The sequence below is a fragment of the Anaerotignum sp. genome, assembly GCF_031981185.1.
Classification (GTDB): Bacteria; Bacillota; Clostridia; order Lachnospirales; family Anaerotignaceae; genus Chakrabartyella.
Genome location: NZ_DALYUL010000007.1, coordinates 116305 through 135080, shown reverse-complemented (window position 1 = coordinate 135080; position 18776 = coordinate 116305). Strand labels below are relative to the sequence as shown.

Below are 18776 nucleotides of genomic sequence, written 5' to 3'. Positions count from 1 at the left end.
GCAGTATGATATAAAATATGTTAGAAGATTTGTCTCTGTGAGACCTATTTGAGCTTATAAAATATATAAGAAAAGAAATGCTTTTTATTATTTGAAAAAAAAGGCGAATTAGATATATAATAGAAAAATAGCAATGATAATTAACTGAAACGTAATTGTAAAGAGAAGAATTAATACAAAAAACACAATACATTGTTATTTAATTTAGGGGTAAATTCGAGATAAATGATTTGTACCTGTTGTGATTTTGATTGTCTATAAGTCATACAGAAATGGAGGGAAAAAGAATGAAACGCATATTTTTGGTGGAGGATGACACAGCCATTGCAAAAAACCTTATGCTTTTACTACAATCTGAGGGTTTTAAAGTCATTCATGCGGCTTCACGCAAAGAAGCCCTTGCCACAATTTCAGAAAATAAATTTGAATTGGCGTTGATAGATAGTTCTTTGCCTGACGGAAATGGTTTTACAATTTATACTGAAGTCAAAGAAAAAGGAGATATACCTATTATTTTCTTAACGGCTTCAGGTGATGAGGCGAGCGTTGTTACTGGGCTGAACATGGGTGCGGAAGACTATATTACCAAACCTTTTCGTCCCCGAGAACTAATTGCAAGAATTAGAAGGGCTTTGCGCAATGGTGAACGTAGTGGGGGGGATTTTGAAATTCAGAACCTCTGTGTTGATACAGCAAGAGGGGTTGTAACAAAAAACGGAGATGAAATTTTTCTTTCAGCTTTAGAATATCGCTTATTCCTCCTGTTCGTAAGCAACCCCAAAAGCATAATCACAAGGTCTAGACTCCTTGACGAATTATGGGATGCTGCAGGGGAATTTGTCACTGATAATACATTGACGGTATATATTAAACGTTTGCGGGAGAAGATAGAGAACGACCCGGCAAGTCCAAAAATTATTTTGACTGTTCGTGGTACAGGGTATAGATTGGGGGATGAGGATGCTGCGAAATAGAGAGTTTCGACAGTTTTCAATTTTGTATTTTTTGATTGCTGCCATTGCTGTAATAGTAGGCTTTATAATGAACAAGGAGGCAGGCATTCTTGCCATCGTTTATTCCATAGCCGTTGGCGCAGCTTTTTTCATATTTACAAAAAACAGGTACAAGAAGATTTCTGAAATTTCACATCAAATCGACCTTGTGTTACATAATGCTGAACAATTTTTTATTGGTGAATCAGATGAGGGAGAGTTATCCATTTTGCACAGCGAGATTACAAAAATGACGTCTCGTATTCGGGAGCAAAACCAAGGTTTAAAAAAGGAAAAGGAGCATCTTGCTGATTCTTTGGCGGATATAGCCCACCAACTACGAACCCCTCTTACATCTGTGAACCTTATTTTGTCTTTGCTAAACAACAACCCTGATGAAACCCAGAGAAAAGCGTTTCTAAGAGAAGCTGAGGATTTGCTAGTGCGGATGGATTGGCTGATTACTTCACTGTTGAAAATATCCCGATTGGATGCGGGCATTGTTATATTTCAAAGGGAACAGATAGAGATAAATCCGTTGATTTGTGGAGCCCTTCGCCCCTTCTTAATCACCATGGAATTGCACAATATTGATTTACAAATAGATGTGCAAAAGGGCATGTGGATCCAGGGAGACGAAGGATGGCTTTCAGAAGCAATCCAAAATATTATCAAAAATTGCTTGGAAAGTACAGGGGATAATGGAAGGATCGAGATAACCTGCACTGACAACCCATTGTTTACGCAGATTGTCATTCACGACAGTGGTGAAGGCTTCGAGACGGAAGATTTACCATGTCTATTTGACAGATTTTATCGAGGGAAAAATACAAATGCAACAGGAAATGGGATTGGATTGGCTCTTTGCAAAATGATTATAACACGTCAGGGAGGGACAATTGCGGCGAAAAACCACCCTCAGGGAGGGGCGGCCTTTATCCTTCGCTTCCCAAAGTGACAAATCTGTCACTTAAAAGTCACGCAAATGTAAGTTGAAGGTTCTATTATATGGGTAAACCATGAGAAAGGAGACTCACATAATGGAGTTTTTGAAAGTTGATAATTTATCTAAGATTTATGGAAAGGGTGAAAATCAAGTTATTGCCCTTGATCATGTTTCCCTTACCATTGAAAAGGGAGAATTTACAGCAATTATTGGTTCCTCGGGTTCAGGTAAATCTACGTTGCTTCACAGTATTGGCGGAGTAGATGTGCCTACAGGCGGAAAAGTATATTTGGAGGGCCAGGATATTTATGACCAAAGCAGCGAAAAATTGGCTATTTTTCGCAGGCGGCAGGTGGGATTGATTTACCAGTTCCATAACCTTATTCCTACTTTAAATGTGGTTGAAAACATTACGTTACCGATCCTAATGGATAAGAGAATGATTAACAAACAACGGCTGAATGATTTGTTAGAAATGCTTGGATTGCAAGAGCGTAAAAACCATTTACCCAATCAGCTCTCAGGGGGACAGCAGCAACGTGTTTCCATTGGACGGGCTTTGATGAATGCGCCGGCAGTTATGCTTGCAGACGAGCCAACGGGTAGTTTAGATAGTCGAAATGGCCATGAGATCATTAAACTACTGAAAGAAAGCAATCAAAGATATGGGCAGACACTAATTCTTGTTACCCATGACGAAAATATTGCCTTACAAGCAGACCGTATTATCGGTATATCAGACGGCAAAGTGGCCAGAGATGAGAGGGTGCGGTCATGAATATCTTTCATAAAATTACCCTAAAAAGCTTGAAAAAAAGCCGTACCCGAACCTTAGTTACAATTGTTGGGGTTATCTTGTCAGCGGCAATGATTACGTCAGTGGCTACTTTTGCAATATCTTTGCAAAACTATATGATAAACGGTGCAGCAGTCAAATATGGTAGTTGGCATATTGCAATACCCAATGGGGATTCCACCTTTTTGTCTGAACAAGCAAAGGATAGTCGTGTGAAAAGTGTTGTTGCACTACAAAACATTGGATATGCCCCTTTGGATGGAGGACGAAATCCTGATAAGCCTTACCTTTTTGTAACAGGATGGAACAAAGAAGCCTTAAAAGACTTGCCTATAAAACTGATTTCAGGCAGATTGCCAGAGAATAGCAGTGAGGTGATGATACCTGCTCATATTGGAGCAAACGGTGGCGTGAACATTTTGGTGGGGGACACACTTAACCTCCCCGTAGGCGACCGCATAAAGGGAGACCAAAAACTGAGTCAGCACGACGCCTTTTGTGCAGGAGAAGAAACCCTTGTATCTAAAACACAGAAAACGTATACAGTTGTGGGCATCTGTCAAAGACCAGCAATAGAGGAATATGCTGCACCGGGCTATACAATTATCACTACAGCGGATGCAACCCCATCAGATAGCTTTACCATATTTATAACTCTGAAAAATCCATATCAGGTGCATGCTTATGAAGATAGTATTTCCGATCATTACAGTCATGTTTTGAATGATGATGTATTGCGTTTTATGGGCCTTTCAGGAGAGAAAATGGTTACTGTTCTTCTATATTCCATTGCGGGAATTTTGGTTGCCTTGGTTATGTTGGGGTCAGTATTTTTAATTTATAATTCATTCAATATCTCATTGAATGAAAGGATGCACCAGTTTGGAATTCTCATGTCAGTGGGTGCTACGGAAAAACAGCTACGTAATTCCGTGCTATTTGAAGGTCTTTGCGTGGGAGTGGTGGGCATCCCACTAGGAATTTTGGTTGGCATTCCCAGCATTCGGCTTGTTCTGTCCCTTGTGGCAATGAATTTCGCAAATGCAATGTATGATACTGTACCCTTGAACTTGGTGCTGTCCATTCCTGTTCTTATTGGGGCTGCAGTGATTAGTCTAATTACTATTTTCATTTCGGCTTATATTCCGGCAAAGAAGGCGGCTAGAACTCCAGTGATGGAATGCATCCGCCAAACAAATGAAGTGAAGGTGGAAGAGAAAGCATTAAAAATCTCAAAGTTTGCTAAGCACTTTTATGGTTTGGAAGAAATTCTTGCACTGAAAAATTTTAAAAGAAACAAACGCCGTTATCGTAGTATTATTCTGTCTCTAACCTTAAGCGTTGTGTTATTTGTTACGGCAAATTCTTTTGGAGCCTATTTAAATCAGATAGGGGAGGGTTCCTCTATGGTCGCTGAGGACTACGATATCTGTTTTTACACAAGGGATATGGCGGAAGGCGATATGTTTCAACTTTATGATCAGTTGAAAACTGCTGATGGCGTTACTGAGAGTGCATATCAGGCTCTTTCAACTTATTCATGTGAGCTCAAAGTAAGTGAATTGACCAAAACATTTTTGAATGAGTTTGGTGATCTTATTGGTTATGATGGGACTAGTGAAACAGTTGAAGTACAGTTGGATGTTCAGTTTGTTGAGGACGAAGTTTATGAAAATCTACTGAGAGGGCTTGGAATATCCCAGACAGAGTACTCTGGGCAGGATCAAAATATGATTATGGCAGGAATACTCCCCCTACATTGGTATACCCAGCAACAGCCTATGGAATTTACATTACCCTCCAAAAATGGAGGACAGGCAAAAAATCTCCGTGCTACCTTTGTAAAAGACTATCCTGATTTACTGCCGTCGGATCCAGGTGATTGGTCTGGATATACACTGATGATAATTGCCCCTTATGAAGTGAAACCACAGTTTGATGCCCTAGATAATACGGTAAAACCGACGAAACTTGGCATGACCTTTCAATCGGAAAACCCTGGAAGATCTACAGCGGCGATGAAAAAGATGATTGCGGGGGCACAAATTACCCCATATTATAATTTATACAATTTGTATGAGATATTGGAGCAAAACCGTAATTTATCATTTGTTGTGAACCTGTTCTCCGCTGTTTTTATTGCCATGATTACACTCATTGGCATTGCCAATGTTTTTAACACAATTTCAACCAATATTAAGTTGCGAAAACGAGAGCTTGCCATGCTCCGCTCTGTGGGAATGTCAGATAAGGATTTCAATAAGATGATGTGCTTTGAATGTGTTCTTTACGGTGGGCGAACAATGCTCTGGGGGCTACCCCTCTCAGGGATCCTTTCTTATCTGATTTATAGAGGCATGGTAATTGGTGGTGGGAACATTGAATATGTATTCCCGTGGAAGAGTATGACGATCAGCGTGTTTGGTGTGCTTTTTATTGTATTTATCACCATGCTCTATGCAATTAAAAAGATAAAAAAAGAAAATATAATTGATGCACTTCGGGATGATATGACTTGATGAGAAATCGATAAATAGAAAGAAGCTTTATTAATTTGAGTTCTGGTTCCTCACCTATTTCTAACAGGTAAATTTCCCATTGTTCTATATAAAAGAGCTTCTATAAATTTAGGTTAGAAGCTCTTTTATGTGATGGTACAAAATTTTCTATATGATTTGAACCACGAATCGTTTATACAAGTTGATTAAATTATAATTGAAACAAGGGTTTTATTCCTTTTTCTTGACAAAACCACATGTTGCATAGTTTAATGAATGTACAAGTAATAGGATAATTTATGAGAAAGGGAGTACATATATGGAAAATTTTTTGGGTCGTACTTGGGGTAGCTTGTCATTGGATGAAAAGAAACATTTTATGAGCAATTTTGATTTATATGATGCAAACACTGGACAATTTCCCCGTGAAAATGGTGATTGTATTGTGAAATTTTTCAATGGACTTGCTGTTCATGGTACCTTTATGGTTGGCAATGACGAAGGAGCTTTTGATATTGAGGATGATGCGGTTTTTTATGACTCCACGATTTAAAAGGTTCAGCAATATTTTTTTTTGATTTCCCTTAATTAGGGATTGTTGTGTTATACTTGCAATTCACAGTATGTTATGATGAAAAGAGCTGAGGATTCATTTGGCTCTTTTTTTGTGAATAGGAAAAACTTAAATAAAGTAAAATAATAAGGAAGCAAAAGGAGCGTTTTTCATGGAAAATCAAGAAAAGGAACACAAGCGGCGTGTTAGATATAAAGGTGCTCATCCCCGTAACTATAATGAAAAATATAAGGAGCTTCAACCGGAAAAATATGGTGATACTGTAGCAAAAGTCATTCAAAAAGGGAATACGCCTGCCGGCATGCACATCCCTATATGTGTGAAAGAAATCATGGACTTTTTGAAGATTAAGCCGGGACAAACGGGCTTAGATGCAACATTGGGTTATGGCGGACACACCCAAGAAATGCTAAAATGTTTGGAGGGGAGGGGGCATTTGTTTGCCCTTGATGTGGACCCCATTGAAATTGCCAAAACAACTGAGAGATTAGCAAATTTAGGGTATGGCTCTGAAATATTAACGACGAAGAATCTGAATTTTGCTAATGTGGATGAAGTTACTTCAGAGGCAGGTTTGTTTGATTTTGTATTAGCAGATTTAGGTGTCTCTTCCATGCAAATAGATAATCCGAACAGAGGTTTTTCTTTTAAAAAAGAGGGGCCTTTGGATTTAAGACTGAATCCTGAAAAAGGTATTTCTGCAGCACAACGGCTAAAAACCATTAGTCAGAGAGAATTAGAAGGGATGCTATTTGAAAATTCAGATGAACCATATGCAGAAATAATATCCAAAGCCATTGTTTCAAGAACTGAAAGGGGTGAAGATATATCTACCACTACAAAGTTGCAACAAGTAATTGGAGATGCTCTGCAATTTTTACCCGCCGATGAAAGAAAAGAAGTGATTAAGAAATCATGTCAAAGAACATTCCAAGCACTAAGAATAGATGTCAACAATGAATTTGAAGTGTTATTTGAGTTTTTAGAAAAACTGCCCAATGTTCTTGCCAAAGGTGGGCGTGTTGCCATATTAACTTTCCATTCGGGAGAAGATAGAATGGTAAAAAAATCTTTCAAAAGATTATTGCAGGATGGGGTATATCGTGAAGTTTCGACAGAGGTTATCAGGCCCAGTGCAGAAGAATGCAATAGGAATAGTCGTGCTCGTTCTGCAAAAATGAGATGGGCAATCAAAGCTTGATATGATTCATTTACAAAATTGCTAAGTAAATCAAGGAATAAAGCGAAACGAACGAATGCATAAATTATGTATAAAAGTCGTTGGTTTCGCTAAGTGATGGTAGAAGGATTCTGCTAAATCGTTGCCTTCCCCATAAAAACACCCCCAAAGTTATTTCCAGTATACCATACTGTCTAACTTTAGGGGTGTAGTTCATTTATATGTCTCTGCCTATAATATAGGTATTAGGGTACTTACATAAGAATCGGTATTTAAAGCCGAGATTTTATTTGTAGGATTTTGTAGTGTCAATTCCTATGGTAGAGGTTTTGTCATCCCAAGTCACACCTACATCTAAAAGTTTTGCAACATCTCTAAGTTTATAGTATGTGTAATCGTTAATTGTAAACGCGCTAACATTTTCTTGATTGCCATCCAAAAATAGTTTTGCAGTAGATGTAATTGCCGTTGTATCTTTCGCAACAGCACTAGTCTCTGCTGTACCGGTATAACTTAAACCTGTCAACAAATTAATGGTTGAATCTTCATTATTCCAAACAGTATCAAATTGTTTAGCTGTACCACTAATGGAATGAGCAATATCTCTTAGCTTAAAGTAGGTATAATCGTTAATGGTGTACACCTCAAAGTCTGCAGGAGCACCGTTTACTGTAATTGCTGCTTTTGTTGCGTAGGCCTTTTTCTTTTCGATGATTGTTGGTGACTCGGGTTGCGTAGGCTGCGTTGGAGTAACCGCACTATAGTATTTCTTTAAAGCTGTCGCAGCACCTTGGCGATCATCAAATAAATCTCTAGCGCTGAAGAAAATGCTTCCACTTACATTATAGTCTTCATTCACTTTAAGTTGATCTGCAACTTCCTTTGCTACTACATCTTTATAGATTCCTTGTCCGATATAAAGGGTAACACCTGTGTTTTTTACAAAGTCACTCCACCATTTTACTAGGGTCTGGTAATCGGCATATGCATTTCCTTGTTCCCAATAAAGCTGAGGCGTAATATAATCTATCCAACCTTTTTCCACCCATGTTTTAGCATCACCATAAACAGAATAATAGCCTTCGCCGCCATTTGTTGCTGAACCCGAAGGGTCTGAACTGTTATTTTTCCAAATACCCAAGGGGCTAATTCCAAACTGAACTTTTGGATTCGTCTCTTTGATTTTTTCGCTAACCATACGAACCATGTCATTCACATGTTGACGTCGTGCGTTTGCTTCTGCACCGTCTCTTGTTTGACCTTCCGCAAGAGGATAGTTTGTGGGGTAAAAGTAGTCATCAAAATGGATTGCATCTACATTATAGTTTTTCACAACCTCAGCAACAGTATCTCGGATGTATTCTTTGACTTCTGTTTTTGCAGGGTTATAATACATGGCACCATTATAGGTTATAATCCAATCAGGATGCATTCTAGCCATATTATCTGAAGACAAAGCCGCCAAATCGGTGCCTGAGGTGGTAATTCGATAGGGATTCATCCACGCATGAAATTCCATCCCTCTTTTATGAGTTTCATCAATCATAAATTTCATCGGATCGTATCCGGGATCTTTTCCCTGCACCCCAGTTAAAACTGCACTCCAAGGATTTAAATCCGATTCATAAAAAGCATCGCCTTTCGGTCTAACTTGAACCACAACTGCATTAACCCCTATGGCTTTCAGCTTATCCAATTTTTGGGTGTATTCAGTTTTTTGATCGTTGATATTGTTTTGAACCGAGGGATAGTCAGCACTGTACACCGTTGAAATCCACACACCACGAAAATCCTTTGAGCCAGCGGCAAAAGCCGTTACGCAATTTACGTTGCCTGCTAACACTGTTACTGTTAGTAAGGCTGCTCCAAATTTTTTCAACCACTTTTTCATCTCATTCTCCTATTAATTTACAAGTATTACCCTTTTTTCCAATTCCCATATTAATTTACCAATATTGCCGTTTTTACCTATTCTAACATATTTTTTCCTATTTTGCCATTAAGAATATATTACAAAGGACTGGTATATGATGGTACTAAAATTGCAGTTGAAACTGATTTTTTTCATATAATAAAATCTAAATTTATCTTGTTTATCTACCATTTATACAGTCAATAAAATTTGATATAATCTGAGAGAGTTTAAAATATTTAAAATGATTTTTTTGACTAAAAAACCTTATAAATAAGTTGCATATTTTTGGCAGGTGTATTACCATAGGAGAATATCTAAGGATGTGAGGTGCATTTTTAATGAGATATGGCTTAATTGGAGAAAAACTTGGACATAGTTTTTCCAAAATCATACATGAACAATTGGCAGATTATACTTATGATTTAATTCCTCTTTCTCATGAAGCTTTTCATAATTTCATGAAGCAAAGGGATTTTCATGCAATAAATGTCACAATTCCATATAAAGAACTTGTTATACCATATTTGGATAGTATTGACCCTAAGGCGGCAGCAATCGGGGCGGTGAATACAGTTGTTCATAGGGGCAACAAACTTTACGGCTATAATACGGACTATGATGGTTTTCGCTATATGTTAATGAAGCACAAAGTAGACCCAAAGGGGAAAAAAGTCTTAATTTTGGGTAAGGGAGGGGCGTCAAAAGCCTGCATTTCTGTTGTGAAAGATATGGGGGCTGAAGAGGTTCTTACTGTGTATTATAAAGAAAATGTAGAAACGATTAACTACCAAGTGTGTTATGAAAGCCATAGGGATGCACAAATTATTATCAACACCACGCCTGTTGGAATGTATCCTAATACGGAGGATAGTCCCATTGATTTAAATGGCTTTGATAGTTTAGAAGCAGTGGTGGATGTTGTATACAATCCGCTGCGGACGAAATTTGTTTTGGATGGACTATCCAAAGGGGTGACTGCGGTAGGGGGCTTAGAAATGCTCATTGGACAGGCAAAATGTGCAGTGGAAATTTTCTTGGGCAAAAAAATGGAGAGTATTTTGATTCAAAATTTATATACGGCTTTATTGGAAGAGAGAAGCAATCTTGTTCTCATTGGAATGAGTGGTTGCGGAAAAACTACCTTGGGCAAGATGGCAGCTGAACGTTTGGGAAAATTTTTTGTGGACATTGACGAAGAAATTATAAAGGAAATTGGTATGCCAATCAAAGAGTATTTTTCAAAAATGGGTGAGCCTGCATTCCGTCATATAGAAAGAGATATGGTTCAGAAGTTTTCTGGAAAAAACGGGCTTGTTATTGCAACAGGGGGCGGTGTAATCAAGAATGAGCGAAACATTGGTGACTTAAAGCAAAACGGCCGAATTCTATGGATTAAGAGAGAAGTTTCTCTATTGGAGAGCGGCAACGGGAGACCTTTGGCGCCAGATGCAGAAGCCACTGCTCGTTTATATCAGCAGCGTCTGCCATTATATGAAAAGGCTGCTGAGATTGTTTGCCACAACAACAAAACTGCTGAAGACGGACTTCAGGAGCTTTTGGAAAAATATAATCAATTACTAAATTAAATGCTTAAGAAGAAATATCATAAGGTATATACGTATGCAATGATTATCCTTGCCATTAATAACTATTTTCTATTTATTTGCAGTTGTCATTAATTACAAAAAAAATCACACTTTATGTGTGATTTTTTTATTTCTTACGCATCCAGGGATTCAGCGGTTTTATATATTTCTTCCACCTCTTTTTTTGAGAGGGAGCGATTTAGAGTAAACGCTATGAAAATGATCCCTGGGATATCCACAGCAAGGCGGGTCAAGGCAAATTTCATCCCCATGTATGTCATCTCAAACATCAACATAGGAATTTTCGTGGTAGACCAAGCGCCAATAAAAATCATTAGATTCGTAAATTTCACACCTTTTTTCATAAAGACTGAAGCAATGGGAAACGCTCCGTAAAGGGGTCCTGCCGCAAAGGAGCCGATAATAAAGGCTAGAAACATTCCTTTTAGTCCTGAATTTTCTCCCATATATTTCACCATAGTTTCTCTGGGGATCCAAACATCCAGTAGCCCTAATAAAACAAAGACAGGGGGTACTACCAAAAGCATTTGCGTCAACTGAAAAAGGGTGATGCCTGCACTTTTTATTCCAACCTGTGGTTTGAATAGGGTCAGAATGCCTAATAAAACCAAGCTGAAAAGAAAGAGGCGATATCTTTTAAGAAGCATAAGAACTTTTTTCATCATGAACCCACCACCAAACGAATTATAATTGCAACAAAAAACGAGAAGATAAAAGCATATAAATTTCTTAAAAACGTGAGCTTTTTACCGAAAAACTTTGTCTCTACTGGTATTGTGACCAGACCCACCATCATGAGGGAAGAAATAAATGCCCCAATCTGCATATATCCGGCACCTGCATCAATTAGCAGAGCTGCCGTAGGGAAGGCAACATAAGGGGGAATGAGTGTTATCGCCCCAACGGAGCCTGCCAATACTACACCCAACCATCCTGAATTTTCACCAATTAACTGGGATATAACATCTGTATTTACAATTGCAAGTAGAATTCCCACTATTACAAGCAAAGATAAAACCTGAGGAAGAATATTCTCAAAAGATTTCCAAGCTTTTTTTAATGCAAGCTTGGATTTTTTTTTGTCCTTCACAAAGGAAAAAATAAGTGCAAAGATTGCTGCAAAATAAAATAAAAAGGTTTGAATATCCATAGTTTATCTCCATACGAAAAGGAATTGATTTGAAGTTACTGCAACAAAAATGCAGTGTACAGTATTAATTTAATATCCATTTTTAAAAACTTATATCTTTCAGGCATCCTCCTTTGTTATATTTTCAAGCTTACTTACAATGCGAAACAAATATTGATGCAAGTTATTTTTTTCATCATCACTCAAGCAATCAAAGACTTTTACGGCTTCTTGAATGTTTTTATCCATGAATCTTGCTGCCGTTTCCCCTTCTGTTGTTAAGTAGATACACATGGATCGCCGATCCTTTTCACTAGGGGTACGGGTGATATAACCATTTAGCTCCAGTTTCAAAATAATTTCCCCTATAGACTGAGAGCGTATATCCAGCCAATCCGACAGCTCTTTTTGTCGAATACCAGGATTATGGAGCAAAAGGGATAAAACACGTCCTTGTCCTTGAAATGATTCCTTTTGAGCAATTCGATTCTTCCGATGATGATAGCGATGCATCAAACGATTGACTAGAAAAAATTGATCCATTAATTCCAAATTGTTTTGCATATAGGGTCCCTTCTCTGCTTTATAAATTCATAGTCATATTATACAGGTACCTTTATAATATTTCAACATAAATATTTATCATTTTTGATTGATTTTATCAAGAAGTTTTATTTAAATAACTTTTGCTCTGACGGTAACTTAATTTATCTTTAAAAAATTAAGTATAGTCCATTAAAATGTTATCTGTGTTAATATCTACGTTTATTTAGAATCACGAGAACATAGAAATTCTTAATGTCATGAGCATTTTAAATATCGTAATAATTACTATAAATAAAAAAGGTGATTGCCTTTAAAAAGAGCACAAAAAATAAATTAATGTAAATGTTTTACAATAAATATTTTGAGTAAGTAAAAGTTATATCACGATATGTGAATTATTGAGCTGAAAAGCAAGTTAACGTTGGATAATTTAACAATATTCGACATATTCTTCTAAAAAAATATTGACTATAATTTTATGAACAAGTATATTAAAAAAATAGAATTACATAAAGCAATTAAAAGATGTTATAGCGTATGTAATTGATAAAACTAATGGGGAAATACGAAGGAAAAGACAAGAGAGGGCGACTGATAGTATGAAAGATTTTAGCATTGGAAAGAAATTGAGCATTTCGTTTGGAATAGTAATTGTATTAAATATTGTTACGGTACTTTGTGCAGTTTTTTTGGGGATATATTCTATTAGAAATGATTTTACGGGTTTTTACAACAAACCATTTCACTCAACAAACTATACCCAGACAGTCAGAAGTGAAATTCAAGGAATACAAGCGGATTTAGCATATATGGTTATTGAGATAGACCCGGAAAAATTGAAAGCATGGGATACAGACTTAGATTCTAGAGTTGCAAATTTAGAAAATTTATTGGCAGAACTAGATGATGTACTGATTCAGCAAGAAGGGAAAGATAAGTTGGCACAAATTGTGGCAGATACTCCCAAAAGAGCGGAAATACGTGAAAGAATACAGGCCGCGGCTTATGCGAATAACATTGAGTTAGCCAGACAAATTATTAATGAGGAATATGTTCCGGCTTCAAGGAAAGCACAAGAGTTGGCAGATGAAGTTAACAATATCGCAACAGAAACAGCAAATAATTTTTATCTTAAGTCGGAAAAATCTGCAAAACTTGTTACAATGATCATTTTTATATTGTTTGGAGCCAGTTCTTTCCTTGCAATACTTATGGGACTATACATTATCAATAGCATTCGCAAACCTTTGGCAGACATTGAGGCTGCAGCGAAGGAATTGGCAGAGGGCAATTTGAATGCAGTGGTTACATATGAATCTAAAGATGAGGTTGGTTCTTTAGCCAACAGTATTCGTACTTTGATTGAAAACTTAAATCGTTATATTCCTAATATTTCTCATGTTCTTGGGAATATGGCTGATGGAGATATGACGGTACAGGTGGATATTGATTATCAAAACGATTTTTATCCAATTAAACTTGCCATGGAGCAGATTATTGCTGCGTTGAACGAAACCCTCACCCAGATCAAGATTTCTTCAAAGGAGGTTTCTATAGGCGCAGATCAAGTATCCTCTGGTGCACAGTCTTTGTCCCAGGGAGCCACAGAACAAGCAAGTGCCATTGAGGAGTTGGCATCCAACATTGCCGAAATTTCAGAACGCATTAAACAAAATGCCCATGGTGCAAAGCAAGTTTATGAAAATATGAAAGAGACCACAGATGAAATTCACTTAGGAAATGAGCAAATGCAAAATCTTGTTATTGCTATGGATGAAATTACAAATACTTCGAATGAAGTGCAAAAAATTATTCGTGCTATTGACGATATCGCTTTCCAAACGAATATCCTCGCTTTGAACGCCGCTGTTGAGGCTGCCCGTGCGGGTACAGCGGGGAAGGGATTCGCTGTTGTTGCGGATGAGGTGCGAAATTTGGCCGGTAAGAGTGCAGAGGCTGCGAAGAATACCACAACATTAATTGATAATACCATTATTGCTGTCAACAATGGAACCAAACTGGTGGATAGAGTGAGAGAGTCCCTAAATAAAATTGATGAAAAGGGTAATCAAGTTATCGTACTTGTTCAGGAGATAGCAGAAACTTCTCAACAGCAAGCAGAAGCAACCGAGCAAATTAATGTTGGGGTTGAACAAATTGCCAGTGTGGTTCAGACAAATTCTGCCACAGCAGAAGAGAGCGCTGCCTCCAGCGAAGAACTTTCAGGTCAGGCTCAAATACTGCAAAGTCAAATTTCTAATTTTAAATTAAAATAAATTCATTGGAATATGATATGGTACGAAGTGGGTTACAGAAAACTTTTTGCTACAGTGAAAGAATTAAAATACCACGGATTTAAAGTAAGTGAAATTAAATTTGTCTCTTAATATGATTTCATTTTTGGTTTCAAACAAAAATGAAATCACCATAGAGTAAGCTCCCGTGTTCTATCTTTATTGATGAACTGCGGGAGCTTTTTCAACGCTATGGGTAAAGGGTGCCCAGTTACTTTAATAGTCTTTCTACTAATTTTAAAGGAACATCCATTCGTACTGCGATTTCGCTTTTTGTAAGCCCTATCTTTAAAAAGCGGAAACAAACGGACTTCAAATTCTCGCCAACTTCAATGATGTGCTTATCAGGATCGTAAAAGCGTATCACTCTTTGTCCCCAGCTATGCTCCTTTACAGGATGCACAAGGGATACCTCTTTGCAAGTTTCTATTTTTTCTGCAAAGGAATCAAAATCGTCTTCTTCGAAGTACAATTCCGTCACTTTGTTCCCAAAGATAAGGGCTTCTTCCTTGCCACCAATGAAAGAGATCCAAGAATCTTTTGTTTGCAGCGCAATTCCCCCGGTTAAGGTCACGTTTGCTCCAAAATCCATAACAACCCGTAGGCCTAAAATTTCCGTGTAAAATCGTTTTGATTCCTCCAAATTTGATACCACAAGTAATGGACTTTTAAATTTCATGAACAGGACCTCCTAAAGTACTAAAATGTATAGCCGATGCGATAAATTCCGAATTCATTGTGGCCCAGTTTCTCCGCTTTGGTCAATTCTCCATTTGCAACAGAAATCATCTTCTCAAAAATTTCTTTGCCAACGGAGTCAAGATTGCACGCTCCAAGAATTACTTTTCCACCGTTGATATCTATGTTTTCCTCCATATTGCAATATGTCTCAGGATTTCCTGTGATTTTAATGACAGGAGCGATGGGGCACCCTGTGGGTGTTCCCCGTCCAGTGGTAAAAACAATTAGTTGAGCACCACCTGCAACCATGCCTGTAATAGAATCGATATCTTCTCCCGGGGTATCCATGAAGTATAAACCTGGTTTTGTAGAAGGAAAAGTTTCTCCATATTCCAAAGCACCCATAAACGGGGTAGTATCACCCGCCTTATGCATACATCCCAAGGATTTCTCTTCTATGGTACTAAGTCCGCCCTGAATATTTCCAGGGGTTGGTTGGGAACCTCGCAAATCTTCGCCAGCGTCTAAAGCTCTTTTTTCCACATTCGAAACCATACCTAAAAACTTCGCTCTCTCTTGACTATCAGAAAATCTTTTTGCCAAAATATGCTCGGCTCCGATTACCTCGGTGGTTTCGCTTAAAATACTGCTTCCGCCCATGGAAACAAGGCTGTCCGAAGCAATGCCGATGGCAGGATTTGCAACAATACCACTGGTGGGATCACTTCCTCCACATTCCATGCCCAGAACGAGATGGCTGATGGAGAAGGGTACTCTTTTCATAGTAGAAAGGGCGCCCGCCATTTTTGATGCAATCTGAATTCCTTGTTCCACGGTTTTTGTTGTTCCTCCACATCCTTGTATTGTAATGAAGGAAACTAGTTTACCTGTTTTTTCGATTTCGTGGGCGATCTGGTCTGGCTGTATCCCTTCACAGCCCAGTCCCACAACCAAAACAGCACCTACATTTGGGTTACAGCCAAAGCCAGTAAGGGTGCGGACTGTCTGACGAAAATCTGCACCCATTTGACAGCAACCATGTTGATGAGGAATGGAAATACCCCCAACTTTTTCGGTAATGCGATTTGCCACTTCCCCAGCACAGACGGAGGCAGGGATAATTAATAAATGATTTCGAATACCAAAAGTACCATTTTCTCGTGCATAACCCATAAGCATCATATCAGCACTCCTCCTTTTTATCCCCACGTCCTCGTGTGCTTTCGATATTATGAACATGTACATAATCACCTTGTGCTATTTCATGGGTGGCAAGGCCTATAATTTGTCCATATTTGAAAATGGGATTGTGAATCGGGATATCTGTAAGTGCAATTTTGTGATATTGAGGAATATACTCTGTGGCGGTTATGCTGATTTCATCAAAAAGAATGGTTTCATGGGCTTCCAGTTTCCTTAAACAAGTTCCTATATTGTCTTTTTTGTGAATCTTTAGTATAGGGTTCATTTTTATCCTCCTCTTTTGTATGTTGGCAAGGAAAATCACCATAAGACAGTACAAAGTTTTAATTTCCCCCCAAGTACTTGTTTCCTAAAATTACTATATTATTTAATCATATACCACGAAGATAAGCCTTGCAATAGGATTTCAATCAATCGAATGAGGATTTTTTACCAAAATAAAAATGGAATGCATAAAAGAATTACCCAATGAATAGAAAATGAGAGTAAGGGAGGGGAGACGAATGGCTAGATTTATGGATAAGGTGGGAAATATAGCAAAAAAAGCCGCAGATAAAACTGGAGATATGGTTGAAATCGGAATGCTTAATTCTAAAATAGGGGCACAAAGACAGAATATTTCCTCCATAAGAGAGCGAATGGGTGGGATTATTTTCGAGCAATTTCGCCAGGGCATAGCATTGTCTGAAGAACTAACTCAGTTTTGCCAACAGATTGAAGAAATTGAAGCTACCATTACTAAAATGGAAAAAGATATTCAAGATTTGAAAGAGTAAGGGAAACCCCGCTAATGCACTTTGCATTGGCGGGGTAGTTTGTAAAATTAATATGCTCTGCCCCAATAAACCATATGTTTTGCTTTTTTGCCACAGCAAACGCAGGTATCGGAGATTTCTTCTTGTTCAAAAGGAATACAGCGGCTTGTTGCGGCAGTTTTTTCTTTGATTGCATCCTCGCAAGCCTGATCGCCACACCACATTGCCTTTACGAAACCTGGTGTTTCGTTTAAGGTGCGTTCGAAATCTTCTAAATTTGTAGCTGTATAAGTTTTGGAGTCTCTTCTTTCTGTTGCTTTTCTCAACAAGTTATCCTGAACTTCCTGAAGTAGGGCGGGAATTTTTTCTTCCAGTTCATCCAGGGAAACGATGACTTTTTCCCCCGTATCTCGTCTTGCGATAACCGCTTGATTTTTTTCTAAATCCTTAGGGCCAACTTCTAGACGAAGAGGAACACCCTTCATTTCGTATTCACTGAATTTCCAACCGGCAGATTTATCTGTATCATCCAATTTAATGCGGCAAGTTTTGCTAAGGTTTGCTCTTAAAGCTTCTGCTTTTTCCAAAACACCTTCCTTATGCTGAGCAATGGGGATAATGATAACCTGTGTAGGTGCTACCATAGGAGGTAAAACAAGACCGCTGTTATCCCCATGAACCATAATCAATGCGCCAATTAAACGAGTTGTCATACCCCAGCTGGTTTGGTGAACATACTGCAACTGATTATCCTTATCTGTATACTGAATTCCGAAAGCTTGGGCAAATCCATCACCAAAGTTATGACTTGTGCCTGACTGTAATGCTTTTCCATCATGCATCAAACTTTCTATAGTATAGGTAGCTTTTGCTCCTGCAAAACGCTCTTTTGCTGTTTTTTCACCCTTAACTACAGGAATTGCCAAATATTCATGGCAGAAATCTGCATAAACGTTAAGCATGCGAACGGTTTCTTCCTCTGCTTCCTTCGCTGTGGCATGGGCAGTATGACCCTCTTGCCATAAAAACTCTGTAGTTCTTAGGAAAGGACGGGTTGTTTTTTCCCAACGAACAACGGAGCACCATTGATTGTAAAGCTTAGGTAGGTCACGATATGATTGAATAATATTTGCGTAATGGTCACAAAATAGAGTTTCGGAAGTAGGGCGAACACAAATACGCTCCTGCAATTTGGTTTCACCACCATGGGTTACCCATGCAACTTCGGGCGCAAAGCCTTCCACATGATCTTTCTCTTTTTGCAGCAGACTTTCGGGTATAAACATAGGCATATAAACGTTTTCGTGGCCTGTTTCCTTAAAACGTCTGTCGAGCTCCTTTTGAATTAACTCCCAAATTGCATAGCCGTATGGACGAATAATCATACAGCCTTTTAAGGTTGAATAATCAGTTAAGTCCGCTTTTTTTACTACGTCAGTGTACCACTGAGGAAAATCCAACTCCATATCGGTAATGGATTCAACCAGTTTTTTTTCCTTTGCCATTATAGTTCCTCCTAACACTTTTCATTTAAGATATGTTTTGTCAAATACATTTATTTAGGCAATGCTTTGTATATTCATCTAAATGGATTTTCTTGACCAGTTTGTGCAAAAATGCATGCAAATATTTCAAGAATCAATCATAGCTTTCCATTTTC

General features: G+C 38.1%; 17 protein-coding genes. 9 read left to right on the top strand and 8 right to left on the bottom strand.

Annotated features, from left to right (window positions below):
* Positions 1–287: 287 nt before the first annotated feature.
* The 6 genes from RTK36_RS05865 to rsmH all read left to right on the top strand — a co-directional run bounded on the left by RTK36_RS05865 (position 288) and on the right by rsmH (position 7007).
* A complete protein-coding gene (locus RTK36_RS05865) occupies positions 288–974 on the top strand; it encodes a response regulator transcription factor (RefSeq protein WP_312045196.1) in 687 nt (228 codons plus the stop codon).
* A complete protein-coding gene (locus RTK36_RS05860; protein ID WP_312045194.1) occupies positions 961–1950 on the top strand; it encodes a sensor histidine kinase in 990 nt (329 codons plus the stop codon). The genes RTK36_RS05865 and RTK36_RS05860 overlap by 14 nt, the downstream gene beginning before the upstream one ends.
* Before the next feature lie 82 nt (positions 1951–2032).
* On the top strand, positions 2033–2716 hold the full coding sequence (locus tag RTK36_RS05855) for an ABC transporter ATP-binding protein (protein ID WP_312045192.1): 684 nt from the start codon (positions 2033–2035) through the stop codon (positions 2714–2716).
* On the top strand, positions 2713–5253 hold the full coding sequence (locus tag RTK36_RS05850; protein ID WP_312045190.1) for an ABC transporter permease: 2541 nt from the start codon (positions 2713–2715) through the stop codon (positions 5251–5253). The genes RTK36_RS05855 and RTK36_RS05850 overlap by 4 nt, the downstream gene beginning before the upstream one ends.
* Before the next feature lie 298 nt (positions 5254–5551).
* Positions 5552–5785: a hypothetical protein gene (locus tag RTK36_RS05845; RefSeq protein WP_312045188.1), complete on the top strand. Its 234-nt coding sequence runs from the start codon at positions 5552–5554 to the stop codon at positions 5783–5785.
* 172 nt (positions 5786–5957) lie between these two features.
* On the top strand, positions 5958–7007 hold the full coding sequence (gene rsmH / locus RTK36_RS05840; RefSeq protein WP_312045185.1) for a 16S rRNA (cytosine(1402)-N(4))-methyltransferase RsmH: 1050 nt from the start codon (positions 5958–5960) through the stop codon (positions 7005–7007).
* Between the two features lie 265 nt (positions 7008–7272).
* On the opposite strand, the gene RTK36_RS05835 is transcribed toward rsmH, so the two are convergent.
* Complete coding sequence (locus RTK36_RS05835) at positions 7273–8877, bottom strand: family 10 glycosylhydrolase (protein WP_312045183.1); 1605 nt, start codon at positions 8875–8877, stop codon at positions 7273–7275.
* A 362-nt stretch (positions 8878–9239) separates the two neighbouring features.
* On the opposite strand from RTK36_RS05835, the gene RTK36_RS05830 reads away from it, so the two are divergent.
* Entirely contained in the window at positions 9240–10487 is a 1248-nt protein-coding gene (locus RTK36_RS05830) for a shikimate kinase (protein ID WP_312045181.1), read from the top strand.
* A gap of 134 nt (positions 10488–10621) precedes the next feature.
* On the opposite strand, the gene RTK36_RS05825 is transcribed toward RTK36_RS05830, so the two are convergent.
* The 3 genes from RTK36_RS05825 to RTK36_RS05815 all read right to left on the bottom strand — a co-directional run bounded on the left by RTK36_RS05825 (position 10622) and on the right by RTK36_RS05815 (position 12201).
* Positions 10622–11173 carry a permease gene (locus RTK36_RS05825; RefSeq protein WP_312045179.1) on the bottom strand — a complete coding sequence of 184 codons (552 nt, stop codon included), beginning with the start codon at positions 11171–11173 and terminating at the stop codon, positions 10622–10624.
* On the bottom strand, positions 11170–11658 hold the full coding sequence (locus RTK36_RS05820; RefSeq protein ID WP_312045177.1) for a permease: 489 nt from the start codon (positions 11656–11658) through the stop codon (positions 11170–11172). The genes RTK36_RS05825 and RTK36_RS05820 overlap by 4 nt, the downstream gene beginning before the upstream one ends.
* 99 nt (positions 11659–11757) lie before the next feature.
* The gene (locus RTK36_RS05815) at positions 11758–12201 is read right to left on the bottom strand and encodes a MarR family winged helix-turn-helix transcriptional regulator (RefSeq protein WP_312045175.1); all 444 of its coding nucleotides are present in this window, start codon (positions 12199–12201) and stop codon (positions 11758–11760) included.
* 581 nt (positions 12202–12782) lie between these two features.
* Between RTK36_RS05815 and RTK36_RS05810 the strand changes: the two genes are divergently transcribed.
* Entirely contained in the window at positions 12783–14459 is a 1677-nt protein-coding gene (locus RTK36_RS05810; RefSeq protein ID WP_312045174.1) for a methyl-accepting chemotaxis protein, read from the top strand.
* A 229-nt stretch (positions 14460–14688) separates the two neighbouring features.
* On the opposite strand, the gene RTK36_RS05805 is transcribed toward RTK36_RS05810, so the two are convergent.
* From RTK36_RS05805 to RTK36_RS05795, 3 genes are read right to left on the bottom strand one after another with little or no spacing between them, the layout of a single operon-like run.
* Positions 14689–15156: a VOC family protein gene (locus RTK36_RS05805; protein WP_312045173.1), complete on the bottom strand. Its 468-nt coding sequence runs from the start codon at positions 15154–15156 to the stop codon at positions 14689–14691.
* A 20-nt stretch (positions 15157–15176) separates the two neighbouring features.
* Positions 15177–16340 carry a UxaA family hydrolase gene (locus RTK36_RS05800; RefSeq protein ID WP_312045172.1) on the bottom strand — a complete coding sequence of 388 codons (1164 nt, stop codon included), beginning with the start codon at positions 16338–16340 and terminating at the stop codon, positions 15177–15179.
* A 1-nt stretch (position 16341) separates the two neighbouring features.
* Complete coding sequence (locus RTK36_RS05795; protein ID WP_312045171.1) at positions 16342–16626, bottom strand: UxaA family hydrolase; 285 nt, start codon at positions 16624–16626, stop codon at positions 16342–16344.
* Between the two features lie 238 nt (positions 16627–16864).
* On the opposite strand from RTK36_RS05795, the gene RTK36_RS05790 reads away from it, so the two are divergent.
* Positions 16865–17137, top strand: a complete 273-nt coding sequence (locus RTK36_RS05790; RefSeq protein ID WP_312045170.1) for a hypothetical protein — start codon at positions 16865–16867, stop codon at positions 17135–17137.
* Positions 17138–17184: 47 nt separating this feature from the next.
* Here the strand turns inward: RTK36_RS05790 and proS are convergent, their stop codons facing one another.
* A complete protein-coding gene (gene proS / locus RTK36_RS05785) occupies positions 17185–18621 on the bottom strand; it encodes a proline--tRNA ligase (RefSeq protein WP_312045169.1) in 1437 nt (478 codons plus the stop codon).
* Between the last annotated feature and the right edge of the window lie 155 nt (positions 18622–18776).